Source organism: Paracoccus rhizosphaerae (assembly GCF_026162645.1).
GTDB lineage: Bacteria > Pseudomonadota > Alphaproteobacteria > Rhodobacterales > Rhodobacteraceae > Paracoccus > Paracoccus rhizosphaerae.
In genome coordinates this window covers 71,940-98,699 of the sequence record NZ_JAOTBE010000002.1, presented here as the reverse complement: position 1 = coordinate 98,699, position 26,760 = coordinate 71,940, and the positions used below count along the sequence as shown (strand labels likewise).

At 67.2% G+C, this 26,760-nt stretch carries 23 protein-coding genes; 14 read left to right on the top strand and 9 right to left on the bottom strand.

The window, feature by feature from the left end:
- The first annotated feature begins 141 nt into the window (after positions 1 to 141).
- Complete coding sequence (locus OC184_RS01605; RefSeq protein ID WP_265505523.1) at positions 142 to 330, top strand: zinc-finger domain-containing protein; 189 nt, start codon at positions 142 to 144, stop codon at positions 328 to 330.
- 46 nt (positions 331 to 376) lie between these two features.
- On the opposite strand, the gene OC184_RS01600 is transcribed toward OC184_RS01605, so the two are convergent.
- Positions 377 to 556: a DUF2256 domain-containing protein gene (locus OC184_RS01600; protein WP_265505431.1), complete on the bottom strand. Its 180-nt coding sequence runs from the start codon at positions 554 to 556 to the stop codon at positions 377 to 379.
- A 79-nt stretch (positions 557 to 635) separates the two neighbouring features.
- On the opposite strand from OC184_RS01600, the gene polA reads away from it, so the two are divergent.
- The gene (polA, locus tag OC184_RS01595) at positions 636 to 3,434 is read left to right on the top strand and encodes a DNA polymerase I (RefSeq protein WP_265505430.1); all 2,799 of its coding nucleotides are present in this window, start codon (positions 636 to 638) and stop codon (positions 3,432 to 3,434) included.
- 71 nt (positions 3,435 to 3,505) lie between these two features.
- Here the strand turns inward: polA and hemN are convergent, their stop codons facing one another.
- On the bottom strand, positions 3,506 to 4,858 hold the full coding sequence (gene hemN / locus OC184_RS01590) for an oxygen-independent coproporphyrinogen III oxidase (RefSeq protein WP_265505429.1): 1,353 nt from the start codon (positions 4,856 to 4,858) through the stop codon (positions 3,506 to 3,508).
- 79 nt (positions 4,859 to 4,937) lie between these two features.
- Between hemN and fnrL the strand changes: the two genes are divergently transcribed.
- From fnrL to queE, 4 genes are all read left to right on the top strand, one after another.
- Positions 4,938 to 5,654 (top strand): transcriptional regulator FnrL, encoded by a 717-nt coding sequence (fnrL, locus tag OC184_RS01585; RefSeq protein WP_265505522.1) that lies wholly within the window; start codon positions 4,938 to 4,940, stop codon positions 5,652 to 5,654.
- 82 nt (positions 5,655 to 5,736) lie between these two features.
- Complete coding sequence (gene queC, locus OC184_RS01580) at positions 5,737 to 6,444, top strand: 7-cyano-7-deazaguanine synthase QueC (protein ID WP_265505428.1); 708 nt, start codon at positions 5,737 to 5,739, stop codon at positions 6,442 to 6,444.
- Entirely contained in the window at positions 6,444 to 6,797 is a 354-nt protein-coding gene (locus OC184_RS01575) for a 6-pyruvoyl trahydropterin synthase family protein (protein ID WP_265505427.1), read from the top strand. Before queC ends, OC184_RS01575 begins: the two co-directional genes overlap by 1 nt.
- Positions 6,794 to 7,498, top strand: a complete 705-nt coding sequence (gene queE / locus OC184_RS01570) for a 7-carboxy-7-deazaguanine synthase QueE (RefSeq protein WP_265505426.1) — start codon at positions 6,794 to 6,796, stop codon at positions 7,496 to 7,498. Before OC184_RS01575 ends, queE begins: the two co-directional genes overlap by 4 nt.
- Before the next feature lie 65 nt (positions 7,499 to 7,563).
- On the opposite strand, the gene OC184_RS01565 is transcribed toward queE, so the two are convergent.
- Positions 7,564 to 8,403, bottom strand: coding sequence for a universal stress protein (locus tag OC184_RS01565; protein ID WP_265505425.1), 840 nt, complete (start codon positions 8,401 to 8,403; stop codon positions 7,564 to 7,566).
- A gap of 205 nt (positions 8,404 to 8,608) precedes the next feature.
- On the opposite strand from OC184_RS01565, the gene ccoN reads away from it, so the two are divergent.
- The 4 genes from ccoN to ccoP are packed head-to-tail and all read left to right on the top strand — an operon-like array spanning position 8,609 to position 12,158.
- The gene (gene ccoN / locus OC184_RS01560; protein ID WP_265505424.1) at positions 8,609 to 10,213 is read left to right on the top strand and encodes a cytochrome-c oxidase, cbb3-type subunit I; all 1,605 of its coding nucleotides are present in this window, start codon (positions 8,609 to 8,611) and stop codon (positions 10,211 to 10,213) included.
- Positions 10,214 to 10,223: 10 nt separating this feature from the next.
- Complete coding sequence (gene ccoO / locus OC184_RS01555; RefSeq protein ID WP_265505423.1) at positions 10,224 to 10,946, top strand: cytochrome-c oxidase, cbb3-type subunit II; 723 nt, start codon at positions 10,224 to 10,226, stop codon at positions 10,944 to 10,946.
- 7 nt (positions 10,947 to 10,953) lie between these two features.
- Positions 10,954 to 11,142, top strand: a complete 189-nt coding sequence (locus OC184_RS01550; protein WP_265505422.1) for a cbb3-type cytochrome c oxidase subunit 3 — start codon at positions 10,954 to 10,956, stop codon at positions 11,140 to 11,142.
- The gene (gene ccoP, locus OC184_RS01545) at positions 11,142 to 12,158 is read left to right on the top strand and encodes a cytochrome-c oxidase, cbb3-type subunit III (RefSeq protein ID WP_265505421.1); all 1,017 of its coding nucleotides are present in this window, start codon (positions 11,142 to 11,144) and stop codon (positions 12,156 to 12,158) included. The genes OC184_RS01550 and ccoP overlap by 1 nt, the downstream gene beginning before the upstream one ends.
- A 187-nt stretch (positions 12,159 to 12,345) precedes the next feature.
- Here ccoP and miaB read toward each other — a convergent pair whose 3' ends face one another.
- A complete protein-coding gene (gene miaB / locus OC184_RS01540; RefSeq protein ID WP_265505420.1) occupies positions 12,346 to 13,674 on the bottom strand; it encodes a tRNA (N6-isopentenyl adenosine(37)-C2)-methylthiotransferase MiaB in 1,329 nt (442 codons plus the stop codon).
- A 215-nt stretch (positions 13,675 to 13,889) separates the two neighbouring features.
- Between miaB and OC184_RS01535 the strand changes: the two genes are divergently transcribed.
- Complete coding sequence (locus OC184_RS01535) at positions 13,890 to 15,251, top strand: aminotransferase (protein ID WP_265505419.1); 1,362 nt, start codon at positions 13,890 to 13,892, stop codon at positions 15,249 to 15,251.
- 283 nt (positions 15,252 to 15,534) lie between these two features.
- On the opposite strand, the gene OC184_RS01530 is transcribed toward OC184_RS01535, so the two are convergent.
- Positions 15,535 to 17,673 (bottom strand): ComEC/Rec2 family competence protein, encoded by a 2,139-nt coding sequence (locus OC184_RS01530; protein ID WP_265505418.1) that lies wholly within the window; start codon positions 17,671 to 17,673, stop codon positions 15,535 to 15,537.
- Positions 17,674 to 17,779: 106 nt separating this feature from the next.
- On the opposite strand from OC184_RS01530, the gene gltX reads away from it, so the two are divergent.
- From gltX to OC184_RS01515, 3 genes are all read left to right on the top strand, one after another.
- Complete coding sequence (gene gltX / locus OC184_RS01525; RefSeq protein WP_265505417.1) at positions 17,780 to 19,174, top strand: glutamate--tRNA ligase; 1,395 nt, start codon at positions 17,780 to 17,782, stop codon at positions 19,172 to 19,174.
- A gap of 69 nt (positions 19,175 to 19,243) precedes the next feature.
- Positions 19,244 to 20,533, top strand: coding sequence for a citrate synthase (locus OC184_RS01520; RefSeq protein ID WP_265505416.1), 1,290 nt, complete (start codon positions 19,244 to 19,246; stop codon positions 20,531 to 20,533).
- A 113-nt stretch (positions 20,534 to 20,646) separates the two neighbouring features.
- Positions 20,647 to 21,312: an SDR family NAD(P)-dependent oxidoreductase gene (locus tag OC184_RS01515; protein WP_265505415.1), complete on the top strand. Its 666-nt coding sequence runs from the start codon at positions 20,647 to 20,649 to the stop codon at positions 21,310 to 21,312.
- Between the two features lie 76 nt (positions 21,313 to 21,388).
- Here OC184_RS01515 and OC184_RS01510 read toward each other — a convergent pair whose 3' ends face one another.
- The 4 genes from OC184_RS01510 to glpX form a co-directional block, all read right to left on the bottom strand.
- Positions 21,389 to 23,188, bottom strand: a complete 1,800-nt coding sequence (locus OC184_RS01510) for an aminopeptidase P family protein (RefSeq protein ID WP_265505414.1) — start codon at positions 23,186 to 23,188, stop codon at positions 21,389 to 21,391.
- Positions 23,185 to 23,877 (bottom strand): metal-dependent hydrolase, encoded by a 693-nt coding sequence (locus tag OC184_RS01505; RefSeq protein ID WP_265505413.1) that lies wholly within the window; start codon positions 23,875 to 23,877, stop codon positions 23,185 to 23,187. The genes OC184_RS01510 and OC184_RS01505 overlap by 4 nt, the downstream gene beginning before the upstream one ends.
- 76 nt (positions 23,878 to 23,953) lie before the next feature.
- A complete protein-coding gene (gene recJ / locus OC184_RS01500; RefSeq protein WP_265505412.1) occupies positions 23,954 to 25,690 on the bottom strand; it encodes a single-stranded-DNA-specific exonuclease RecJ in 1,737 nt (578 codons plus the stop codon).
- A gap of 74 nt (positions 25,691 to 25,764) precedes the next feature.
- Positions 25,765 to 26,730 carry a class II fructose-bisphosphatase gene (gene glpX / locus OC184_RS01495; protein ID WP_265505411.1) on the bottom strand — a complete coding sequence of 322 codons (966 nt, stop codon included), beginning with the start codon at positions 26,728 to 26,730 and terminating at the stop codon, positions 25,765 to 25,767.
- Between the last annotated feature and the right edge of the window lie 30 nt (positions 26,731 to 26,760).

Genomic DNA, 26,760 nt, shown 5'->3' with positions numbered 1-26,760 from the left:
CCTTGGCAATGCTTGCGAAGGCAGGCGGCGCTGCGCTAATGGGGGTTAGACCAGATGATGCAAGCCGCCACAAGAAGGCCAGCCATGACGCAGCACGTGACACCCGAGACGCCTCTGTCGACCGAAACCGGCATGGAGGCGCTGTCGCGCCCTGCGCCCGTGACCGAGGTCGTGACGCGCTGGCGCGTCAGCTGCGACGGCGACGATGCGGCGGGGCTGGGTCATCCGCGCGTGTGGCTGGCCATCGCACCCGAGGCCGGTTTTGTCGACTGCGGCTATTGCGACAAGCGCTTCGTAATCGACCGGGACCACGCCCACGACGACCACTGACACCCGACGGACCGTGACGGCTTGACGGCCCCCATTGAGGGGGCGGTCAAACCGGGGCGGCCTTGCCGCCCGCGCCGTGGTCCGATGCCTTGGCCCTGCGGCAGCGATCCGAGCAGTAGCGGACGCGGTCCAAATCCCGTTCCCATTTCTTGCGCCATGCGAAGGGCAGCCCGCAGGCGGCGCAGGTCTTCGTGGGCAGGTCAGACTTGCGGCGCATCTTCGGCATGACGGTTCTTCGGCATCCTTCTGGAAGATCGGCTCGGGTCGTGGCAAAAGGCAGCCCTGACCAGCAAGGATAGGTGATCATGGGCGAGCGTTTCGGCAAGGGCTGTCATCTGCATCTGATCGACGGATCGGCCTTCATCTTCCGCGCCTATCACGCGCTGCCGCCGCTGACGCGGAAATCCGACGGACTACCCGTAGGCGCGGTCGCGGGGTTCTGCAACATGCTGTGGCGCTATGTTCAGACTGATGACGGCCACACCGCGCCAACTCATGCGGCGGTGATCTTTGATCATTCGTCGAAGACCTTCAGGAACGAGATCTATCCCGCCTACAAGGCGCAGCGCCCCGAGCCGCCCGAGGATCTGCGCCCGCAATTCCCGCTGACCCGCGACGCGACACGCGCCTTCAACATCGCCTGCATCGAGACCAAGGGCTATGAGGCCGACGACATCATTGCGGCCATGGCCTGCGCGGCCCGCAACGCCGGAGGCACGGCCACGATCATCAGCAGCGACAAGGACCTGATGCAGCTGATCGGCGACGGTGTCGACATGCTGGACCCGATCAAGAACAAGCTGATCGGCCCCGACGAGGTGTTCGAGAAGTTCGGCGTCGGTCCCGACCGCGTGGTGGATGTGCAGGCGCTGGCAGGAGACGCGGTCGACAACGTGCCGGGCGCGCCTGGCATCGGCATCAAGACCGCTGCCCTGCTGATCCAGGAATACGGCGACCTGGAGTCGCTGTTGGAGCGGGCAGAGGAGATCAAGCAGCCGAAACGCCGCCAGACCCTGATCGAGCATGCCGAGCAGATCCGCATCAGCAAGCGGCTGGTGACGCTGGACTGCGACACGCCGCTGGACGTCCCGCTGGAGGATCTGGAGGTGAAGGCCCCGGATCCCGACCGCCTGCTGGCCTTCCTGTCCGAGATGGAGTTCCGGACCCTGACCAACCGCGTGGCCGAGAGCCTCGGCACCGAGGCCCCCGCGGTGCAGGCGGCGCCTGCCAGCGACGCGCCGGCCGCACCGGAACAGCCAGCCATCGACACCGCCGCCTATGAAACCGTGTCGACCCCTCAGGCACTGGACGTTTGGATCGACGCGATCCGCGAGGCGGGGCAGGTGGCGATCGACACCGAAACCACGGGCCTTGATGAGATGCGCGCCGATTTGGTGGGCATCAGCCTTGCCGTTGCGCCGGGCCTGGCCTGCTATGTTCCCGTGGGCCACGTGGCGGGCGGCGACGACCTCTTCGGCCAGTCCGCGCGGGTGGAAGGTCAGATGGACCCCGCGACCGTGCTGGCCGCGCTGAAGCCGGTGCTGGAGGACCCGTCCATCCTCAAGATCGGCCAGAACCTGAAATACGACTGGAAGATCCTGGCCCGCCACGGCGTCCATATGACACCGGTCGCCGACACGATGCTGATGTCCTATGCCCTGAACGCCGGCACCCACAATCACGGCATGGACGAATTGGCGGAACGCTACCTCGGCCACAAGTGCATCCCCATCAAGGACCTGATCGGATCGGGCAAGAGCCAGATCCACTTCGGCCAGGTGGCGATCGACAAAGCCGCCCCTTATGCGGCCGAGGATGCGGACGTCACGCTGCGTCTCTACCGGCACTTTGCGCCGATGCTGTCGGTGGAAAAGGTCACCACCGTCTATAACACGCTGGAACGCCCGATGATCCCTGTGCTGGCGCAGATGGAGATGGCGGGCGTGCGCATAGACACCGAGGTGCTGAAGCGCATGTCGAACGCGTTCTCGCAGAAGATGGCGGGCCTCGAGGACGAGATCTACGGCCTTGCGGGCCAAAGCTTCAACATCGGCAGCCCCAAGCAGCTGGGAGAGATCCTGTTCGACAAGATGGGTCTGGCGGGCGGCAAGCAGGGTAAGACCGGCGCCTTTTCCACCAGTGCCGACGTGCTGGAGGACCTGGCCGCCGAAGGTCACGACCTGCCGGCGCGGGTGCTGGACTGGCGCCAGATCAGCAAGCTGAAATCGACCTATACCGATGCGCTGCCGACTTATGTTCACCCGGATACGGGGCGGGTGCACACCTGCTATTCGATTACCGGGGCACAGACAGGGCGGCTGTCATCGACCGATCCGAACCTGCAGAACATCCCGATCCGGACCGAGGAAGGCCGCCGCATCCGCCAGGCCTTTGTCGCGCCGGATGGCTACCGCATAGTCAGCCTCGACTACAGCCAGATCGAGCTGCGCATCCTGGCCCATGTGGCGGACATCCCGGCGCTCAAGCAGGCTTTCCGCGACGGGATCGACATCCATGCCATGACCGCCAGCCAGATGTTCGGCGTCTCGGTCGAAGGCATGGACCCGATGATCCGGCGCAGCGCCAAGGCGATCAACTTCGGCGTGATCTACGGCATCTCGGGGTTCGGCCTGTCGCGCAACCTGCGCATCCCGCGGGCCGAGGCGCAGAGCTTCATCGACACCTATTTCGAACGCTTTCCAGAAATTCGCGCCTACATGGACAAGACGGTGGCCGACGCCAAGCGCGACGGCTTTGTCACGACGCTCTTCGGGCGGCGGATCAACACGCCGGGCATCAACCAGTCGGGTCCCGCGGCGGGCGGAGCACGTCGTGCGGCCATCAACGCGCCGATCCAGGGCGCGGCCGCCGACATCATCCGCCGCGCGATGATCCGCATGCCGGACGCGATTGCCGACCTGCCCGCGCGGATGCTGTTGCAGGTCCATGACGAACTGGTCTTCGAGGTGCAGGAAGACGCCGTGGACGACCTGATCGCGCGTGCGCGCGGCATCATGGAGGGTGCCGCCGAACCGGCCGTGCGCCTGTCAGTCCCGCTTGTGGTCGACGCGGGCGCTGGCGCCAACTGGGCCGAGGCACACTGACCCCCTCCTGCGGCGGTCCACAAATATCCCACGGGGGTGCGGGGGTGTGAAACCCCCGCCAGCACCACGCGTCAGATCGCGACTGAATGGCTGCCCTCCGGCGCGCCATAGGCATCCAGCGCCTGAGCGATCAGCCGCGTCAGCGGGCGCCCTTCTGGCATGATCTCAAGAATCGGGCCATGCAGCCGCAGCACGTTTGCGAACCGCGACAGGATCGGCCCGAACAGGTCCATCTGTGCCTCAATGGAAAGGCCGAACCGCTGCGTGATCTCGGTCATGTCGATGCGGAAATCGCACATCAGCGCCTCGATCATCCGGCCGCGGCAGGCGTCATCAGAGGTCAGCGCGTGGCCGCGGACGGCGGGGATGCGTCCCTCGCGCACCGCAGCCGTATAGGCGCCCGTCGCCGGCGCGTTCTGCGCATAGCCTTGCGGATAGCGCGAGATCGACGACGCCCCCAGACCGATCAGCACCTGCGCAGGATCATCGGTATAGCCCTGGAAATTCCGCCGCAGCCGCCCTTCGGCGGCAGCCTTCGCCAGCCCGTCGCCGGGCCGTGCGAAATGGTCGATGCCGATCGCCTGAAAGCCGTCGTCAATGAACAGCTCGGATGCGGTGTCGAACAGCGACAGGCGCGCCTCGCCGTCGGGCAGGGCCTCGGCCGGAATCATCACCTGCCGCTTCGACATCCAAGGGACATGCGCATAGCCGTAAAGGGCCACCCGGTCGGGCGACAGGGCCAGCACCTTCTGCACCGTGTCAGCGATACCCGGCAGGGTCTGGTGCGGCAGGCCATAGAGGATGTCGGCGTTCAGCCCGCCAATCCCATGGTCGCGGATCAGGCGGACCGCCTCGGCCGTGATCTCGAAGCTTTGCGGGCGGCCGATGGCGTCCTGGATTTGCGGGTCGAAGTCCTGGATGCCAATCGACGCCCGCGTCATCCCCGCCTTGGCCAGGGCCGCCATGCGCGGGGCGTCGATCTCGGACGGGTCGATCTCGACCGAGAATTCTCCGCCCTCTTCCAGCGGGAACAGGTTGAAGACCGCGCCGGCCAACTGGCAGATCAGGTCGGGCGGCAGCAGCGTCGGCGTCCCGCCGCCCCAGTGCAGGCGCGACAGCCCGATGCCGGGCGGCAGCCGGTGGCGCAGGGCCAGAAGCTCGGCCTGCAGCGTGGCGACATAGGCGCGGACCGGCTCGACGCTCTGGGTGCCCTGGGTGCGGCAGGCACAGAACCAGCAGAGCCTGCGGCAGAACGGAATGTGGATGTAAAGCGAGATCCGTGCCCCCTCCGGCACGGCCGCCATCCACCCGCCGACAAGGTCGGCGTCGACCGCCTTGAACTGCGTCGCCGGCGGATAGCTGGTATAGCGGGGCGCCCGTGACTGAAACAGGCCGGCGCGTCTGAGTTGCGAAAGATGCTCCATGCGCCTATCCTTGGGCAAGATGCGCACACCTGCCTTGACCCAGATCAAGCCCGGTTCGAAGGGCACAACGCATGAGGACATGCGCTGCACGGACTGTCCGATCAGGTACAGGGCCGTCTGCGCCCATTGCGAAGGCGAGGAGCTGAGCAATCTCGAGGAGATGAAGTTCTATCGCACCTACGAGGCCGGCCAGCCGATCGTGTGGGAAGGCGACCGCATGGACTTCGTCGGCTCGGTCGTGACGGGGGTGGCCTCGCTGACGCAGACGCTGGAGGATGGTCGCACCCAGATGGTGGGCCTTTTGCTGCCAAGCGATTTCCTCGGCCGTCCGGGGCGCGATCAGGCGGCGTACAACGCGACGGCGGCGACCAAGGTCGTGCTGTGCTGTTTCCGGCGCAAGCCCTTCGACCAGATGATGCGTGCGACCCCGCATCTGGCGCATCGCCTGCTGGAGATGACGCTGGACGAGCTGGACGCGGCCCGCGAATGGATGCTGCTTCTGGGGCGAAAGACGGCGCGGGAAAAGATCGCGTCGTTCATTTCGATCATCGCGCGGCGTCAGGCGGCGCTGCACAAGCGCCAGCCCGGCGGGCGGATGGTGCTGGAACTGCCGCTGACCCGAGAGGCGATGGCGGATTACCTGGGCCTGACGATCGAAACCGTCAGCCGCCAGATCACCGCGCTGAAACGCGACGGCGTGATCGAGTTGGAGGGGAAGCGCGGCGTCATCCTTCCTGATTTCGCCCGTCTGGTCGAGGAATCGGGCGACGATTCGGACGGCGGCCTGCCCGCCTGACCCTTCACATCCGGCATCGCTGATGATAACCGGGCGTTTCCCGGTCGCAGCCTACCCGGGTCACAAAAACAAGGGTCACAGGATGAACACCACGCTTGTCTGCTCTGGCGGACTCGATTCCGTATCGCTGGCGCATGTGCTGGCATCGCAGGGGCGCCTGTCGCGCATCGTCAGCTTCGATTACGGCCAGCGCCATCGCAAGGAACTGGATTTCGCCGCCGCATGCGCGCGGCGGCTGCAGGTGCCGTTCCACCTGGTCGATCTGTCGGGCCTGGGGGCGGCCCTGTCGGGGTCAGCGCTGACCGACGACGTGGCCGTGCCTGACGGCCACTACGCCGAGGAGACGATGCGCGTCACCGTGGTGCCGAACCGCAACCCGATCATGCTGACGATCGCCTTCGGCATTGCCGCCGCCAATGGCGACGCGGCGGTCGCGGCGGCGGTGCACGGGGGCGACCATTTCATCTATCCCGACTGCCGCCCGGCCTTCACCGACGCCTTCGGCGAAATGCAGCGGGCGGCGCTGGACGGCTATGCCGATGTCGCGCTGGACGTGCCCTTCGTGCGCGCGACCAAGGCCCACATCGTGGCGGCGGGGGCTGCTGCCGGGACGCCCTTCGCGCAGACTTGGTCCTGCTACAAGGGTGGGGCGCGGCATTGCGGGCGCTGCGGCACCTGCGTCGAGCGGCGCGAGGCGTTCCACTTGGCTGGCGTGGCCGACCCGACCGACTACGATGATCCCGATTACTGGAAGGCCGCCGTCGCCGCCCATGCGGCAGAGGGCGCGTGATGTTCCGCATCAGCAAGGAGTTCCACTTCAGCGCCTCGCACCGGCTGGATCATCTGGCGCCCGATCACCAATGCGCGCGGCTGCACGGCCACAACTATGTCGTGGTGGTGGAGCTGGCGGCGCCGGATCTGAACGCGGACGGCTTCTTGCGCGACTATCACGAACTGGCGCCGCTGAAGGCCTATATCGACGAAAGCTTTGATCACCGCCACCTGAACGACGTGCTGGACGGGCCGACGACGGCCGAGAACCTGGCGCGGCATTTCTTCCTGTGGTGCCGCTCGCGATGGCCGGAGGTCAGCGCCGTGAAGGTCAGCGAGACGCCGAAAACCTGGGCGGAGTTTCGGCCATGAGCCGCCTGCGCATCGCCGAGATCTTCGGCCCGACCATCCAGGGCGAAGGCGCGCTGATTGGCCAGCCGACGGTCTTCGTCCGCGCCGGCGGCTGCGACTATCGCTGTTCCTGGTGCGATTCGATGCACGCGGTGGACAGCGCCTTCCGCGACACTTGGGCCGCGATGGAGAGCGGAGAGGTCATGGACCGGGTGCGGGCGCTGTCGGGCGGGCGGCCGTTGACGGTGTCGATTTCCGGTGGCAATCCGGCGATCCAGGATTTCGGGCCGCTGATCAAGGCGGGGCGGGCCGAGGGATACGCCTTCGCGCTGGAGACCCAGGGGTCTATTGCGCGGGACTGGTTCGAGGATCTGGCGATGCTGGTCCTGAGCCCCAAGCCGCCCTCCAGCGGCGAGCAACCCGATTGGGCGGCGTTTGAGGCGTGCATTGCGGCAGGGGCCCCATGGATGGCGCTGAAGATCGTGATCTTCAATGAGACGGATTATGCTTGGGCGCAGGAGGTGGCGGGCAGGTATCCTGACCTGCCGCTCTATCTGCAGCCGGGCAATCCGCAGGTTGATCCGGCAGTGCCGGTGGCGGCGCAGGATGTGGCCGACCGCGTCCTGTGGCTGGTCGAGAAGGTCTGCGCCGACGGCTGGTTTGCAGCGCGCGTCCTGCCGCAGCTGCACGTGATGCTGTGGGGCAACAAGCGCGGGGTATGATTGCGTCCCGCGACGGCGGGGGGACTGGCCGTCCCCCCGCACCCCCCTGCGCGTCGTGACAACCCTCAGCGGGCCATGAAGACCGGCACCCGCGCCTGTTCCAGCATGTTCCGCGTCGCGCCGCCCAGGATCGCCTGCCGCAGTCGTGAATGGCCATAGGCGCCCATGACGACCAGATCGGCGCCGATCTCGATCGCGCGGCGGTTGATCTCGGCGCTGATCGTGGGGGCGGTGCGGGCCAAGATCGCGATTTCGGCCCGGACGCCGTGGCGGGTCAGCATCTGCGTCAGCGCGCCACCGGGGTCCGAGCGCTCGGGCCCGGTGCGGCCGGGGTCGATGCAGGTTACCTCGACCGCATCGGCGGCCTGAAGCAGCGGCAGCGCGCGGCGGATGGCGGTCAGCGCCTCGGCCGACTGGTTCCAGGCGACCAGCACGCGGCGCGGCGGCAGGGCGGGGGCCTCGGCCTTCGGCAGAACGAGGATAGGGCAGGAGCCTTCGAAGAGCGCGGCTTCAGTGATGGTTTCGGCGTCGCCGGGCTGACCCTCGGCATAGGGGCTGGCCAAGACGGTGAGGTCAGAGAAGCGCGCCCGCAGCCCCACGAGGCCCGCAATGCTGCCTGACTGCGCCACCGCCGATTCTGTGGCCCAGCAAAGGTCGGACGCGCCGGCCATGTGCTGGCGGATGCCATGCTCCAGCGTTTCGGCGTCGGACATCGCCGTGTCGATGGCTTCCTGCAGCCCGTAAGCCGCGCCGCCGGGAAAGTAGTAGCCGGGCTGGCTGTGGTCGATCCCCAGGCAGAGAATGTCCAGATGCGCGTCCTGCGCCGCCGCCAGCGCGGCAGCCGCATCCAGTTGCGGCAACTGCGCCTGGTGGCTGAGGACGGTCAGGATCGTCTTGTAGGCCATGGTCGCCTCCGTGGTGTCTGATGCCCCGACGATGGGCCGGTGTCCGGCTGCACGCCTTGATTAGGATCAACTCGAACCTTGACGCAGATCAAGGTCCGCCCCGCCGCCGTTCCCTTATTTCCGGCGTCATCGACTGCCCCGGAGTGCCGATTCGCCCTCTGGCGGGCGGAGACCGGGATGCGAGGCTGATGGGCACGGGGACGCCATGTGGAATTACGTGAGACTGATGGGGTTGGGCGGTATTGCGCTCTTCGCCGCGATTGGGGCCAACCTGGCGCGTGATCCGGCCTATATGGTTAACGCGCTGACGGTGATGCTGGTGGCGGGCGGCCTGTTCCTGTGGATACTGCGCCGCATCGACGAGCCGGTGCCGGTCGTCGACCCGAACGAATACCTGGACGGACCGGTCCGCTTCGGCGTCGTGGCCACCGTCCTCTGGGGCGTGGTGGGCTTTCTGGTCGGCACCTTCATCGCCTTCCAACTGGCCTTTCCGTCACTGAACCTGTCCGATCTGACTCAGGGCTACCTGAACTTCGGCAAGCTGCGCCCGCTGCATACCAGCGCGGTGATCTTCGCCTTCGGCGGCAACGCGTTGATCGCCACCAGCTTCTATGTCGTGCAACGCACCTCGGCGGCGCGGCTCTGGGGCGGAAACGCCGCGTGGTTCGTCTTCTGGGGCTATAACCTGTTCATCGTGCTGGCCGCGACCGGCTATATCCTGGGCGCCACCCAGTCCAAGGAATATGCCGAGCCGGAATGGTACGTGGACTGGTGGCTGACCGCTGTCTGGCTGGTCTATCTGGCCGTCTTCCTGGGCACGATCATCAAGCGCCGCGAGCCGCATATCTATGTCGCGAACTGGTTCTATCTGGCCTTCATCGTGACCATCGCAATGCTGCACGTCGTCAACAACCTGTCGCTGCCGGTCAGCATCTGGGGGTCGAAGTCCGTGCAACTCTTCAGCGGCGTGCAGGATGCGATGGTGCAGTGGTGGTACGGCCACAACGCGGTCGGCTTCTTCCTGACGGCGGGCTTCCTGGGGATGATGTATTACTTCATCCCGAAACAGGCCGAGCGTCCTGTCTATTCATACAAGCTGTCGATCATCCACTTCTGGGCGCTGATCTTTCTCTATATCTGGGCCGGCCCGCACCACCTGCACTATACCGCGCTGCCCGAATGGGCCGCGACACTGGGGATGGTGTTTTCGATCATGCTGTGGATGCCCAGCTGGGGCGGCATGATCAACGGCCTGATGACGCTGTCTGGCGCCTGGGACAAGCTGCGGACCGACCCGATCATCCGCATGATGGTCGTCGCGGTGGGCTTTTATGGCATGGCGACCTTTGAAGGTCCGATGATGTCGATCAAGTCCGTGAACAGCCTGTCGCATTATACGGACTGGACCATCGGGCATGTCCATTCCGGCGCGCTCGGCTGGAACGGGATGATCACCTTCGGGGCGCTCTATTACCTGACGCCGCGGCTCTGGGGGCGGGAACGGCTCTACAGCCTGTCGCTGGTCAGCTGGCACTTCTGGTTGGCGACGATCGGGATCGTCCTCTACGCCAGCTCGATGTGGGTCACCGGCATCATGGAAGGCCTGATGTGGCGCGAGGTCGACCAGAACGGCTTCCTGGTCAACGCCTTCGCCGACACCGTCGCCGCCAAGTTCCCGATGTACGTGGTGCGGGGCCTCGGTGGGGTCCTCTACCTGGCGGGCGGCATCATCATGGCCTGGAACCTGTGGGCGACCGTCGCCCGCCAGCCCAAGGCCGCACCCACCGCCATCGCCGTTCCGGCCGAATAAGGGGCAGATCATGGCCATCCTGGAAAAACACAAGATCCTGGAAAAGAACGCGACGCTGCTGCTGATCTTTTCCTTCCTGGTCGTCACCATCGGCGGCATCGTCCAGATCACCCCGCTGTTCTACCTGGAGAACACCATCGAAGAGGTCGAGGGCGTGCGTCCCTATACGCCGCTGGAACTGACCGGCCGCGACATCTATGTCCGCGAGGGCTGCTATGTCTGCCACAGCCAGATGATCCGCCCCATGCGGGACGAGGTCGAGCGCTATGGCCACTACAGCCTTGCGGCGGAATCGATGTACGACCACCCGTTCCAATGGGGGTCCAAGCGCACCGGCCCCGACCTGGCGCGCGTCGGCAGCCGCTATTCGGACGAATGGCACATCGACCACCTGCGCGACCCGCGATCCGTGGTGCCGGAATCGATCATGCCCAGCTATGGCTTCCTGCTGGACCGGATGATCACGCCCGACCACATCCGCGACCGCCTGCGCACCGACAGCGCCGTGGGCGTGCCCTATACCGAGGAGATGCTGCAGAACGCCGTGGCCGATTTTCGCGCCCAGGCCGACCCGTTCGGCGACCCGGCCCTGCAGGAGCGGTATCCTGGCGCGCAGATGCGCAACTTCGACCGCCAGCCCCAGCTGACTGAGATGGACGCCCTGATCGCCTATCTGCAGGTCCTGGGCACGATGGTCGATTTCTCGACCTTCGAACCCGACCCGAACCGCTGAGGCCGCCATGGAAACCTACAGTTTTCTTCGCACGCTGGCCGACAGCTGGGTCCTGCTGGCGCTGACCGTGATCTTCGTGGGCGTGATCCTCTTCGTGTTCCGCCCCGGCGCACGCCGCGTTCAGAGGGACGCCGCCGAGAGCATCTTCCGCAACGAAACCCGTCCGGCCGAGGACAAGACTAAGGAGGACCGCTGATGTCCGACGAGCCCCGGAAACCGGCGGATGACGCCGACAAGATCAAGCTGCGCCGCGCCGCCGCCGATGTCGAACATGCCGCCAAGCTGGCGGGCGACATCCCGCCCCGGCCGGCCCCCGACCAGCCCGTCACGCCCAAGACGCGCCGCAAGGGGCGGCACGGGGTGGCGCTGCAGGAAACGCCCTCGACCGGGCACGAATGGGACGGGATCACCGAATACGATAACCCGATGCCGCGCTGGTGGCTGTGGACGTTCTATGCCACGATCATCTGGTCCGTCGGCTATGTCCTCGCCTATCCTGCCATCCCGCTGGTGACCCAGGCGACCCAAGGCCTTCTGCAGACCGACACCCGGCAGGAGGTCGCGGCCGAGATCGACCGGTTCGAAGCCGCCAACGCCCCCGTCCAGGCCGCCCTGGTCGCAGCGCCGCTGGAGGAGATCCCGTCGGACCCGCAATTGACCGGCTATGCGACCAATGCGGGCGCCGCGCTCTATCGCAACTGGTGCGCACAGTGCCACGGGGCCGGCGCGGCAGGGGGGACGGGCTATCCGAACCTGTTGGACGACAGCTGGCTGTGGGGCGGCAGCCTGGCCGACATCCACCAGACCCTGCAGCACGGCATCCGCGACCCACTCGACCCCGAGACACGCTATTCCGAGATGCCGCGCTTCGGTACCGACGGGCTGCTGGACCAGGCGCAGATCGTGCAGGTCACCGACCACGTGCTGTCGCTGTCAGGCCTGCCCCACAACGCCGAACGTGCGGCCGAGGGCGCGGCGGTCTTTGCCGACAACTGCGCCGCCTGCCACATGGAGGACGGCAGCGGCAACCGCGATCAGGGCGCGCCCGCGCTGAACGACCAGGTCTGGCTCTATGGCAGCGACCGCGACACCCTGACCCGGATCATCAGCGAGGGCCCCTACGGCGTGATGCCCGCTTGGTCCAGCCGTCTGTCCGAGGCCGAAATCCGCGCCCTCGCGGTCTATGTCCACGGGCTTGGCGGCGGCGAATAGCTGCCCTTGGCCCCCCGGTTTCCGTGCCAGCGCATCGGCACGGAAAAGTCCGGTCCCCCGTCCTGTTCGCGCGTTCCTCGGGGGACCGGCACCTTCTTCGCGGCCTTGTGCCGCAACTAGGCTTTCGCGCTGGCCCGACCGCGTGAAAGAGCGGCCCCCGACCACGTGCGCCCGGTCGGGGGCCGACTTACGCCAGCTCTCCGCGTAGAGAGTTCGGGGCGCTTTCCACGATCCTGACCTGCACCAGATCGCCTACCTGGGCATCTGGCGCCTCGACAAAGACCGAATGCAGATAATCGGATTTGCCGACCATCTGGCCTTGGATGCGTCCCGGCTTTTCGAACAACACGCCAAGCGTGCGGCCGACCATCGACTGCTGCGCGGCCTTTTGCTGGCGGGTCAGCAGGGCCTGCAGTTCCTGCAGGCGGGCATCGGATACATTGCCCTCGACCTCGGGGCGGTCATAGGCGGGTGTGCCGGGACGCGGCGAATACTTGAAGCTGAAGGCCGTGCCGAAGCCCACCTGCTCCACCAGCCGCAGCGTGTCGGCGTGGTCCTGATCCGTCTCTCCGGGGAAGCCCACGATGAAGTCGCTGGTCAGCAGGATGTCGGGCCGCGCGTCGCGGATGCGGTCGATCAGGCGCAGGTACTGGTCGGCCGTGTGCTTTCGGTTCATCGCCTTCAGGATGCGGTCGCTGCCCGACTGCACCGGCAGGTGAAGATAGGGCATCAGCGCGGGGATGTCGCGATGCGCCTCGATCAGGTCGTCGGCCATGTCGTTGGGGTGGCTGGTGGTATAGCGGATGCGGTCCAGCCCCGGAACCTCGGCCAGGGCGCGGATCAGCCGGCCAAAGCCCCATTCGCCACCCTCGCCAGCCCCGTGCCAGCCGTTGACGTTCTGGCCCAGCAGGGTAATTTCCCGCACGCCCCGGTCGACAAGGTCGCGGGCCTCTCGCAGGATGCGGTCCACTGGCCGGCTGACCTCGGCCCCGCGGGTATAGGGGACCACGCAGAAGGCGCAGAACTTGTCGCAGCCCTCCTGCACGGTCAGGAAGGCCGCAGGTGCACGCCGGGTGGCGCGGCGTTCCGGCAGGTGGTCGAACTTGTCTTCTTCGGGAAAGTCGGTGACGATCCGCGGCGCTTCTCCGCGCACCATGGCGGGCAGGCGGTGATAGGTCTGCGGGCCGACGACCAGATCGACCAGCGGCATCCGGCGGACGATCTCCTCGCCCTCGGCCTGTGCGACGCAGCCGGCGACCCCGATCTTCAGGTCCGGCTTCTCCGCCTTCAGCGGCTTCAGCCGGCCCAGGTCGGAATAGAGCTTCTCGGCCGCCTTTTCGCGGATGTGGCAGGTGTTCAGCAGGACCATGTCGGCGTCCGCCTGGTCCTCGGTCAGGACATAGCCCTCGGCGCCCATGGCCTCGGCCATGCGCTGACTGTCATAGACGTTCATCTGGCAGCCATAGGTCTTGATGAATAGCTTCTTGACGGCCTTCGACGGGGCGTTCTGGGTCATGACATGCAGTCCTTGGAATCCGCGTGCTGTTACAGCAAACCGTGCGCCTTGGAAAGGCGTCAGGCCGCCGCGTCCGTTGCTTCGCCTGCGCACCGCACCATCGCCGCCGCATGAGGTTCGGTGCAAAGAGGCTGCCTTGCACCCGCGTGGGCGGCCATTGAACGTGGCGGTTGGGACGGCTAGCCTGTGGCCAAACCGGTTACAGGAGCATCACGATGACGACCCCGCAAAGCTGGGAAGCCCGCGCCGACGAATATTCGCTCTACGGGTTCACCGACCTGCCAAGCGTTCACAAGCGCGGTGCCGTCGTTCTGACGCATGGCGAGGGGCCTTATATCGTGGACGTAAACGGCAACCGCTACCTCGATGCCAATTCCGGCCTGTGGAATATGGTCGCGGGTTTTGACCACAAGGGTCTGGCCGAGGCCGCCAAGGCGCAATACGACCGCTTCCCCGGCTATCACGCCTTCTTCGGCCGGATGTCCGACCAGACGGTGATGCTGTCCGAAAAGCTGATCGAGGTGTCGCCCTTCGCACGCGGCAAGGTGTTCTACACCAACTCCGGCTCCGAGGCGAACGACACCATGGTCAAGATGCTGTGGTTCATGCACGCATCCGAGGGCAATCCGCAGAAGCGCAAGATCCTGACCCGCTGGAACGCCTATCACGGCGTGACGGCGGTCTCGGCGAGCATGACCGGCAAGCCCTATAACGAGGTCTTCGGCCTGCCGCTGCCGGGCTTCATCCACCTGACCTGCCCGCATTACTGGCGCTATGGCGAGGAGGGCGAGACCGAAGAGCAGTTCACCGCGCGCCTGGCGCGCGAGTTGGACGAGACGATCGAACGTGAGGGCGCCGACACCATCGCCGGCTTTTTCGCCGAACCGGTGCAGGGGGCAGGGGGCGTGATCCCGCCCTCCGCGGGCTATTTCCAGGCCATCATGCCGGTCCTGAAGAAGCACGGCATCCCGATGATCGCGGACGAGGTCATCACCGGCTTCGGCCGCACCGGGAACACCTGGGGCAGCCAGACCTATGAGTTTGAACCCGACGCCATCATCAGCTCCAAGAACCTGACGGCGGGCCTGTTCCCGATGGGCGCGGTGATCCTGGGGCCCGAGCTGACCGACCGCCTGCAGGCCGCCATCGACCGGATCGAGGAGTTCCCGCACGGCTTCACCGCCTCGGGTCATCCGGTCGGTTGCGCAGTGGCGCTGAAGGCCATCGACGTGGTCATGAACGAAGGGCTGGCCCAGAACGTCATCGACCTGGCCCCGCGCTTCGAGGAGGGGCTGCGCCAGCTGGCCCGGAACCCGAACATCGGCGAATATCGCGGCGTGGGCTTCATGTGGGCGCTGGAGGCGGTGCGCGACAAGGCGACCAAGACCCCGTTCGAGGGGCACCTGTCAGTCAGCGAACGCATCGCCAACACCTGCACCGACATGGGCCTGATCTGCCGTCCCTTGGGCCAGTCGATCGTCCTCTGCCCGCCATTCATCCTGACGCCCGCCCAGATGGACGAGATGTTCGAAAAGCTGGACAAGGCGCTTGGCAAGGTTTTTGCCGAGGTGGCCTGAAGACGGCAGGGCCGGCAGGAATTGCCGGCCCCTTGCGTTGCCGGCCACTCGACTGCCGCCGCTGCGCTGGCGCCGGGCGGGCCCCTGACCTTACGGGAATAGTGAAGTGGCCGGGCCTCACAACGCAACGGATGGCATGCGGTGCTTGAGCCGCGAGAGAGACGTTGTCCGAGTTTTTGGTTCGCCCCTGTTGGCGGCCTTCCAAGGTGGCGCTGACCCTGCGCCGGGTGCGCATTCCGCGACCGGCCCTGCGGTGTCAGCCGCCCGGATCAGCATGTGATATCTAGCGTCGCAGCTCCAGCGGGGCAGCGTGGTGCAGGATCGGCACGTCTTCCCGAAAGTCGATCGATGCCGCGCCCGTCGCCTTCAGCCGCTGCGGGTCCAGAAGCAGGCAGCGCGGCGCGGCGTCGAGATCCACGGGCTCGGATGCGACGACGATGCGCAGTGGACGGCAAGCGGTCGCCGCGCGTTCGCCCGAACCCTTGCCGGTGAAGTGCCACACCTGCCAGCCCGCCGCCAGGTCCGCGACCCTGTCGCGGCGGTCGCCTGTCCACGCAGGGCGCGCGGCGGCGTCTTCCTGGCTGGCCATGTCGCCGTCCTCCTGCAGCCATGAGGAGACGACGAAGGCCCCGCCGGAGGGCTTCGAGATGGCCCGCCCCAAGGGCGTCATCAGCCCCACGGCCTCGCCTTCCGGGGCGATCAGCAGCAGCGGCCGACGCGCCGTGATCCAGAGCGCCGCTGCCGCGGCCATCAGCGCCACGCCCAGACCCAGCCCGGCCGAGGTGGGCCCCCTGCGCCAACGGCCGCGCCAGCAGAGAATGGCCAGGATCGCCCCGAACTCCATCATCGGCACCACGGCGGCCGGCGGAAGCGCGATGGCCGTCACCGCCCCGCCCAGGTTCGCGACATGTTCGGCCACCAGCAGCATCCATTTCGTGCCGATCCCCATGATCCAGAGCGCCGGCGCCTCGAGCCCCACCAGGGCCAGGATCGCCCCGATCACGCCCGCCGGCATGACCAGCGTGCCCATCACCGGCACCGCCAGCAGGTTCGCCAGCAGCCCGTATTGCGCCATACGGTTAAAATGCGCCGCCGCGATGGGCGATGTCGCAACCGCCGCCACCAGCGAGGACACGATCAGCATCGCGACCGGGCGCAGCCACCAGGGAATGTGCGGCGCGACGCGCGACCAGGGGCCATAGGACAGGATCAGCGCAATGGTGGCGGCAAAGCTCATCTGGAAGCCGGCGCCGGTGACGACTTCGGGGCTGTAGATCAGGATGATCGTCGCCGCGACCGCCACGGTGCGCAGCGAAATGGCGCGGCGGTCTGCCATGATCGCGCCCAGCATGACGGCGACCATGATGAAGGCGCGCTCGGTCGCGACGCCGCCGCCCGACAGCCACAGATAGGCCGCCGCCGCCACAAGCGCCCCGCCGGCCGCCGCCTTGTGCAGCGGCCGGCCAAGCCCGATCCCCGCGCCCTGAACCAAAACCGTCGCCAGCCGGAGGCCGCCATAGACGAAGCCTGCCAGCATCCCCATGTGCAGCCCCGAGATGGAGATGATGTGATAGAGGTTCGACGCCCGCATCACCTCGTTCGTCTGTTCGGAAATGCCCGAACGGTCCCCTGTCATCAGCGCCGAGGCGACCGCCCCCGCCTGGCCGCCGATGCGGTCCTGGATCGCCCGGCTGATCGCCATGCGGGCGCGGTGCATCCACCAAATGCCGCCTTCGGGCGGGGCGACGGACATGATCGGGGTGCGGGTATAGCCGACGGCACCCAGCCCCTCGAACCAGGCGTGCAGGCGGAAATCGAATCCGCCCGGCGAGGCCGGGGCAGGGGGCGGTCCCAGATGCGCGGTCAGCATCACCCGCTGGCCCAGGGGCGGCAGGTCGTCATCGCCCATCAGCGACAGGCGCACCCGCGCGGGCGTCCGGTCGGGCGGCAGGTCGCGCAGCACGACATGGTCCAACGTCAGCCGCATCCGATCGCGGCCCGATCGGTCGATCTCGACCACGCGACCCTCGACCGGGCCATAATAACGCCATTCCAGCACGGGGGCGGCGACATTGGCGGCGCGGAACCCGGCCAGGGCGGTGCCGCAGGCGATCAGGCAGACCGCCAGGGCCGCCAGGTGCAGGCCGTCTGCGGCGCCCCAGCCGATCCGCCCCCGCTCCGCCCAGACCGGAGCCAGGCGCGCGACTGCGAAGGCCGCCAGCGCCACGCCGGCCACGGCCGCCCATTCCTGCCAGGCCAGCAGCGCCGGTCGCAGGAACCACAGCCCGATGCCCGCCGACAGGCATACCGGCACCCATGGAAACAGCCCCGCGCGCACGGCCGCGGCAGGGCGGGGCCGTGGCACGACACGCGGCTGCACCGCGGCAAGACCCTGGGGCAACGCGCCCGATTGGGGCAACATCCTTGTCCTTTCCAAGGCCGTTGATTATCACAAGGCACAAGATTGGCATGGCGATGGTTACCGAACCGTTAATGCCTGCCAGGATCCGTATCTGCCGAAGGCCCTCATGTCCCAGATCCCCGTCGTTACCCGCTTCGCCCCCTCTCCGACCGGCTACCTGCATGTGGGGGGCGCGCGGACGGCGCTGTTCAACTGGTTGTTCGCGCGGGGCCGTGGCGGCAGGTTCCTGCTGCGGATCGAGGATACCGACCGCGCCCGCTCCACCCCCGAGGCGACCGAGGCGATCCTCAAGGGCCTGACCTGGCTGGGCCTGGACTGGGACGGAGAGCCCGTCAGCCAGTTCGCCCGCAAGGACCGCCACGCGGAGGTCGCCCGCCAGATGCTGGCGAACGGCAGCGCCTACAAGTGCTTCTCCACGACCGACGAAATCGCCGCCTGGCGCGAGCAGCACCCGCGCCAGCCCTTCGTCAGCCCGTGGCGTGATGCCACTGACCTGCCCGACGCACCCTTCGCGATCCGCCTGAAGGCGCCGCGCACCGGCGAGACGGTGATCGACGACCAGGTGCAGGGGGAGGTGCGCGTTGCCAACGACCAGCTGGACGACATGGTCCTGTTGCGTAGCGACGGGACGCCCACCTACATGTTGGCCGTGGTGGTGGACGATCACGACATGGGCGTGACGCATGTGATCCGCGGCGACGATCACCTGACGAACACCGCGCGGCAGATCCAGATCTATGACGCGATGGGCTGGGATCGTCCGGTCTTCGCCCATATCCCGCTGATCCACGGGGAGGACGGCAAGAAGCTGTCCAAGCGCCACGGGGCGGTGGGCCTGCACGAATTTGCAGCGCTCGGCTATCCGCCGGCGGCGATGCGCAACTATCTGGCGCGGCTTGGCTGGAGCCATGGCGACGACGAGCTGTTCGACGACGCGCAGGCCTGCGAGTGGTTCGATCTGTCAGGCATCGGCCGGGCGCCGGCGCGGCTAGACTTCAAGAAGCTGGAGCATGTCAGCGGCCATCACCTGGGCACGATGAGCGACGATGCCGTCATGGCCGCGCTGCAGGACTACGTCGCGGAAACGGGCGGCGCACCCCTGACGGGAGTCCAGCGAGACCGGATCATGGGCGCGATGGGGGCGCTGAAGGACAAGGCCAAGACCCTGCCTGCGCTGCTGGATCAGGCACGCTTCGCGGTGGTCGAACGGCCGCTGCAAATCGATGAAAAGGCGACCAAGTCCCTGGATGCGGTATCCCGTGGTATGCTGAAATCATTGACTGCCGCAGTGCAGAATGCTAGCTGGACGCGTGACGATCTGGAGGGCGCGGCCAAGCGGGTTGCCGATGAAAACGGCGTGGGGCTTGGCAAGATCGCGGGCCCCCTTCGGGCAGCCTTGGCAGGGACCAGCGCGACCCCCAGTGTATTCGACATGATGACTGCGCTTGGCCGCGACGAAACGCTGGCCCGGCTTCAGGACCAGACCGATTTGGCAGGCTGAAGCCTGTCGCAACGTGCCCGGTCCCTTCAGCGTGCGAAGGGCCAGGCCTAGCCGGAAAGGACGCACAGGATGGCGGACAAGACAGCCAAACTGCGAATCGACGAACGGGAATTCGACCTGCCGATCCTCAGCCCGACCCAGGGACCCGAGGTTCTGGATATCCGCAAGCTCTATGGTCAGGCGGATGTGTTCACCTATGACCCTGGCTTCACCTCGACCGCCAGCTGCGATTCGACGATCACCTATATCGACGGTGACAAGGGAGAGCTGTGGTATCGCGGCTATCCGATCGAGCAGCTAGCCGCCAAGTCGAACTATCTGGAAGTGTGCTTCCTGCTGCTCTACGGCGAACTGCCGACGGCCGAGCAGATGGCGGATTTCCAAAGCCGCATCACGCGCCACACGATGGTGCACGAGCAGATGCACAACTTCTTCCGCGGCTTCCGCCGTGACGCGCATCCGATGGCAACGATGGTGGGCGTCGTGGGGGCCATGTCGGCCTTCTATCACGACAGCACCGACATCAGCGATCCCTGGCAGCGCGAGGTCGCCTCAATCCGGCTGATCGCCAAACTGCCGACCATTGCCGCGATGGCTTACAAGTATTCGATCGGCCAGCCCTTCGTTTATCCGCAGAACGAGCTGGATTACGCGTCGAACTTCCTCAACATGTGCTTTTCGGTCCCGGCCGAGAAATACAATGTCGATCCGGCTCTGGCCCGCGCCATGGACCGCATCTTCACGCTGCATGCGGATCACGAACAGAACGCCTCGACCTCGACGGTGCGTCTGGCCGGATCGTCGGGGGCGAACCCGTTCGCCTGCATCGCGGCGGGCATCGCCTGCCTCTGGGGTCCCGCACATGGCGGCGCCAACCAGGCCTGCCTGGAGATGCTGCGCCAGATCGGCACTGTGGACCGCATCCCGGAATTCATCGCCCGCGCCAAGGACAAGGATGATCCGTTCCGCCTGATGGGCTTTGGTCACCGCGTCTACAAGAACTTCGACCCGCGGGCGAAGGTCATGAAGGAATCGGCGGACGAGGTTCTGGACCTTCTGGGCGTGGCCGACAACCCGACCCTGCAGGTCGCCAAGGAGCTGGAGCGGATCGCGCTGGAGGACGAGTACTTCGTGTCGAAGAAGCTCTATCCGAACGTCGACTTCTATTCGGGCATCATCCTCGAGGCGATGGGCTTCCCCACCTCGATGTTCACGCCGATCTTCGCGCTGTCGCGTACGGTGGGCTGGATCGCCCAGTGGAAAGAAATGATCGGCGATCCGCAGAACAAGATCGGCCGCCCGCGCCAGCTTTATGTGGGCAGCGACAAGCGCGACTATGTGGACGTGAGCAACCGCTGATCGAAGGGCCACGACATGAAGCCCTGCCGCCTGACGGTGGCAGGGCTTTTGCCTGTCCGTGTGCCACGGAACGGCACTTGCAAGGCGGGCGGCACGGTGGCAAGTGAGCCGGTATGAATGACCAAGATCAGGCAGGGGCGCCGCGGCTGGCGCTGGTGACAGGGGCTTCCCGAGGGCTGGGAGCGGCGCTGGCCGAAGGGCTTGCGCGGCGGGGTTCTCACGTGATGGCGGTGGCCCGCACGGTCGGCGCGCTGGAAGAGCTGGATGACAGGATCCGGGCCGATGGCGGGCAGGCCACTCTGGCACCGATGGATGTGACCGATCCGGCCGCGATGCAGCAGATGGTGCAGGCGATCCATGCTCGCTGGGGCGGGCTTGCCCTTTGGGCGCATTGCGCGGTCCATGCCGCGCCGCTGGCCCCGGCGCCGCAGATCGAAGGACGCGACTGGTCCAAGTCGATGCTGACGAATGTCGAGGTCACGCGCGGACTGATCGCCCTGCTGGAGCCTTTGCTGCGTCTGGGCAACGGCACGGCCCTGTTCTTCGACGATGCGCGCGGCGGGCAAAAGTTCTTCGGGGCCTATGGCGCCACCAAGGCCGCGCAGATTGCACTGGCCCGCAGCTGGCAGGCCGAGACGGTGCAGACAGGACCACGGGTTGTCATCGACGCGCCGGCGCCGATGCCGACGGCGGTTCGCGCCAGGTTCTATCCGGGCGAGGATCGCGGCGCATTGACACCCTGCCGGGACGAGGCGGCGCGGATTCTGGACAGTCTCTGACCCGACACTTGGAATTGCGTCCCGCGACGGCGGGGGGCTGCTCGCCCCCCGCGCCCCCCGGTCGGCGCGCGGAACCTTACGCCAAGGGAGCGGTCGCGGCGTCGAGCCAAGCCTGTTCGGCTGGGTCCAGGTGATCGCGCAGTTCCTGCCGCACCCAGGCGTGATAGTCGTCGAGCCAGGCCACCTCATTCGCGGAGAAGGCGGCGCGATCGATCAGGCGGCGGTCGATGGGGCAGAGCGTCAGCGTCTGGAAGCCCAGCATCTGGCGGCCGGGCTCTGCGTCAGCCTCTGCGACGACGATCAGGTTCTCGATCCGGATGCCGAAGCTGCCCTCGCGGTAATACCCGGGCTCGTTCGAGAGGATCATCCCCGATTCGAGCGCCATGTCGCTGGCGCGGCTGATCCGCACTGGGCCTTCGTGAACGCAGAGCGCCGCGCCCACGCCGTGGCCGGTGCCGTGGTCGAAGTCGAGCCCCTGCTGCCACAGGAACTGCCGCGCCAGCGCGTCCAGATGCGCGCCGGCGACGCCCTTTGGAAACTTGGCCCGACTGAGGGCGATCATCCCGCGCAGGACGGCGGTGAATGGCTGGACGGCATCGGGCCTGACCTGGCCGAGCGCCACCGTGCGGGTGATGTCGGTCGTGCCGTCGGCATACTGCCCGCCGGAATCGATCAGCAGAAGCTCTCCGCCCGACAGGCGGCGGTTCGTCATCTCGGTGACGCGATAATGGACGATGGCGCCGTTCGGTCCCGCGCCCATGATCGTGTCGAAGCTGATGTCGAGGATACCGGCGTCCCGGCGCAGATCCTCAAGACGGCGGACGACGTCGATCTCGGTCAGAGAGGCCGGGTCCTGCGCGTCCAGCCAAGCCAGCAGCCGCACCATCGCGATCCCGTCACGGTGATGGGCGGCGCGCATGCCGGCAAGTTCGGCCGCGTTCTTCCGCGCCTTGGGCAGAATCGCGGGGTCGGGTCCGCGCATAACATCGGTGCCGGCGTCGTCCAAGATGCGGAACGCCGCTTCCGGTGCACTGCCCGGATCCAGGCGGACCGGACCTTCCAGGTCGATTAGCGCGGCTGAGAGCGCATCGTGCGGCAGGATGCTGACCTCGTTGCCGAGATGGGCACGCAGGTCGTCGTCGAACTTGGCGGAGTCGGCGAACAGCGCCAGGTGGCCGCTGTCCGACAGCACAGCGAAGGACTGGACCACCGGGTTCTTGGGCAGGTCGCTGCCCCGGATGTTCAGAAGCCACGAGATCGAATCCGGCAGGGTCAGCAGCGCCGCCGCCTGGCCCGCCGCCTTCAGTTCGGCAGCCAGCCAGGACCGTTTCTGGGCAGAGGTTTCCCCGGCAAGCTCGGTCGGATGGATGCGCGCGGCTCCGACCGGGGGGGCGGGGCGATCCGGCCAGATGGCATCGACCGGGTTGCCCTCCAACGCGATCAGCGCGATCGAGCTGCCTTGCAGGGCGGTCTCCATGGTCTCGATCTCTCGCCGCGTGTGCAGCCACGGATCGAAACCGACGCGCCCGCCCTGCGGCAGCGCCTCTCGCAGCCAGCCCGACGGGCGCGTCTCGGGCCAGTCGACGGGGGTGAAGTGGCGCAGGTCGATCTGGCCGCGGACCTGCACCCGATAGCGGCCGTCCACGAACACGCCGGCGCGGTCCAGCGTCGCGATGGCAAAGCCCGCGCTGCCGGTGAAGCCGGTGAGCCACGCCAGTCTTGCGTCTGCCTCGGCCACATATTCGCCTTGGTGGACGTCGGCGCGGGGCACGATGATGGCCGAGAGATCCTGATCGCGCATCACGTCCCTCAGGGCCTGAAGCCGGGCCGCGTGGTCGCCGCCGCCGGCGGGGTCTTCGAAGGTCTGGAAGCTCACAGTGCGATGGCCTTCATGATTTTGGGTTCGATGACCTGAACGCCCGGCAGGCCGGCGGCCAGTGCACCCGCATCCTGTTCCAGCGCGGGGAAGGTCTTGTAGTGGCAGGGAATGACGGTCTTGAAGTTGAAATAGCGCCTGGCCGCGTAGGCCGCGCGGGTCATGTCCATGGTGAAGTGGCCGCCCGCACACAGGATTCCGATGTCCGGCTTGTGCAGGTCGCCCATCCACTCCATGTCCGCCATGATGTCGGTGTCGCCCGAGACGTAGATTACCCGCCCCTCGCCAGCGATCATGTAACCCGATTCGTGGCCCGCATAGATCGGCCCCTGAGGTCCGTTGATCGAACTGGAGTGCGAGGCATTGACCATCGTCACCTGCGCGCCGCCCAGATCGACCGTGCCGCCCTTGTTGAAGCCCGTGCCCTCGATGCCTTCAGATTCCTGCCAGAAACTGATCAGGTCGAAGATGCCGACGACCGGGATATTCAGCTCCTTGGCGATCGAGAGCGTGTCGCCGCTGTGGTCGCCATGTCCATGGGTCAGAAGGATGTGCGTCGCACCCTTGATCGCATCCTCACGCGCGCCGTCAGGGAAGGCGGGGTTGCCCGTCATCCAGGGGTCGATCAGGATCACGGCGTTTTCGATTTCCAGCCGGAAGCCGGAATGGCCAAGCCAGGTCAGGTTCATCGGGTCCTCCTTGATGGTCAGGTTAGCGGCCGCTTCGGGCACTGACCAGAACCCCCCGCAGGGGGCGCGGGTTGCGTCAGACCGCTGCGGCGTCGTCCAGGCGCAGGCGCAGGCGTTCGCGCCCGCCCCAAGTGGACAGCTCCAGCTTGCCGGCCAGGTGGAAACGCCGCCCCTTCGCGCCGATCAGGCCCGGTCCCAGAGGTCCATCCATGGCGCCCCAGGCCACGGCCTCCAGCGCCGGCGCGCCGGGGCTGCGGAAGGACAGGCGCAGGTGCCGGTCGCCCATCGTGGCCGCGCTGTCGATCAGCTGGTCGGCAAAGGCAAAGCGTGGGGCAGGGGCGGCCTGTCCATAGGGGCCCGCATCCTCCAGCATCCGGTACATCTGCGGCGTGGCGCCCGACCCTTCCAGCAGCCCCGAGATGCGCAGGTCGCGCGTTGCGCTGCGTCCGGCCAGGTCGCGGCCGATCAGCTCGGCCAGACGCTCCATCGCGGGGGCGATTTTCGCCTCCTCGACGGTCAGCCCGGCGGCCATTTCGTGACCGCCGCCCTTCAGGAGCAGCCCCTCGCGCGCCAGCCGCTGAATGGCGCGGCCCAAGTCGACACCCGGAACCGAACGGGCGCTGCCCTTTCCGATGCCGCCTTCGACCCCGATGACGACCGACGGCAGGTCCGTCGCCTCTTTCACGCGGGCGGCGACGATGCCGACGACGCCGGGATGCCAGCCGGCGCCGGCTGCCCATGACAGCTGGGCGCTTCCACGTGCCTCGACCTGCGCCAAGGCCTCCAGCCGCACGGCAGCCTCGATGGCGCGGCGGTCGCGGTTCAGGTCGTCCAGCTGCCGGGCCAGATCCGCGGCCTGGTGCGGATCGCGGCAAGACAGGCAAAGCGCGCCCAGGTCGGCCCGCCCGACGCGCCCGCCAGCGTTGATCCGCGGGCCCAGCAGGAAGCCCAGGTGAAAGGCGGCCGGCGGCCCGTCCAGCCGCGCGACATCCGACAGCGCAACCAGGCCTATACGCTGCCGCCGCGCCATCACCGCCAGCCCCTGCCGAACGAAGGCGCGGTTCACACCGACCAGCGGTGCCACATCGGCGACGGTCGCCAGCGCCACCAGGTCCATCATCGCCATCAGGTCGGGTTCCGGCAGCCCCCTGGCCCGCAACAGCCGCCCGGCCTGCACCAGTGTCAGGAAGACCACCCCGGCCGCGCACAGGTGGCCCAGGCTGCCGTCCTCGTCAGCGCGGTTCGGATTCACGACGGCCAGCGCCGGCGGCAGCGTCTCGCCGCCCAGATGGTGGTCCAGCACGACGACGTCACACCCCTGGGCGGCGGCCAGCGCATCATGGCTCAGCGTGCCGCAATCGACGCAGACGATCAGGTCGTGGCCTTGGGCCAGCGCCTCCATCGCAGGAACATTCGGCCCATAGCCCTCGTCGATGCGATCCGGGATATAAAGCGTCGCCTGCCGACCCATCTGGTGCAGCCAGTCGATCAGCAGCGCGGCCGAGGAACCACCATCGACGTCATAATCGGCAAAGATCGCGATCCGCTGCCCCGCAACGGCCGCCTGGACCAAGCGCTCTGCCGCCGCGCCCATGTCGCGCAGCAGCAGCGGGTCCGGCAGCAGGTCGCGCAGCCTGGGCGTCAGGAAGCCTGCCGCCTCGGCCGGCTCCACCGCGCGCTCGGCCAGTACCCGCGCGACCGGCAGCGGCAGCGCCGCCTGCTGCGCCAGGCCCTCGGCCCGCCGCTCGAGCGCCGCATCCGGGCCGATCCAGCGCCGCCCCGTCAGCGAGCTGTCGATTCCCAGAAACGCCACTCTGCCTCTTCTTCTTTGTCCAAGTACCCCAGGGGGAGTCCCGGAACGGGACGGGGGGCAGCGCCCCCCATACCTCACTTGATCGGATTGCGATAGATCATCCGCCGCACCGATCCGGTCTTGGACCGCATCAGGATCGTCTCGGTCGTCAGATAGCCGGGCTCGCGCTTGACGCCGGCCACGATCGACCCGTTGGTGACCCCGGTCGCCGCGAAGATCACGTCGGCCGTCACCAGATCGTCGCGGGAATAGATGCGATCCAGGTCGGTGATCCCGGCCTTGCGGGCGCGGCCCTTCTCGTCGTCGTTGCGGAACAGCAGCCGGCCCCACATCTGGCCGCCCATGCATTTCAGCGCCGACGCCGCCAGGACGCCCTCGGGCGCACCGCCCGATCCCATGTACATGTCGATGCCGGTCAGTTCGGCCTCGGCCGTGTGGATCACGCCGGCCACGTCGCCGTCGGTGATCAGGCGGATCGCGGCGCCTGTCTCGCGGACCTCGGCGATCATGTCCTCGTGCCGAGGGCGTTCCAGGATGCACACCGTGATATCACCGGGATTGACGCCGCGTGCCTTTGCCAAAGCATGGACCCGCTCGGCCGGGCTCATGTCCAGGCTGATCACGTCGGTCGGATAGCCCGGACCGATCGCCAGCTTGTCCATATAAACGTCTGGCGCGTGCAGCAGCGTCCCCCGCGGCGCCATGGCGATGACGGTCAGCGCGTTCGGCATGTCCTTGGCGGTCAGCGTGGTCCCTTCAAGCGGGTCCAGCGCGATGTCAACTTCGGGGCCGTCGCCGGTGCCGACCTCTTCGCCGATGAACAGCATCGGCGCCTCATCGCGCTCGCCCTCGCCGATGACGACGACGCCCTTGATGTCCAGCATGTTCAGCTGGTCGCGCATGGCGTTGACGGCGGCCTGGTCGGCGGCCTTCTCGTCGCCGCGGCCGATCAGGCGGGCCGAGGCGTGGGCTGCGGCCTCGCTGACGCGGGCGAGGCCCAGTGACAGCATCCGGTCGTTGAAATCCTTGGGCGCGGTCATGTGGCTGGTCCCTCTCTCCTTGCCTTCATC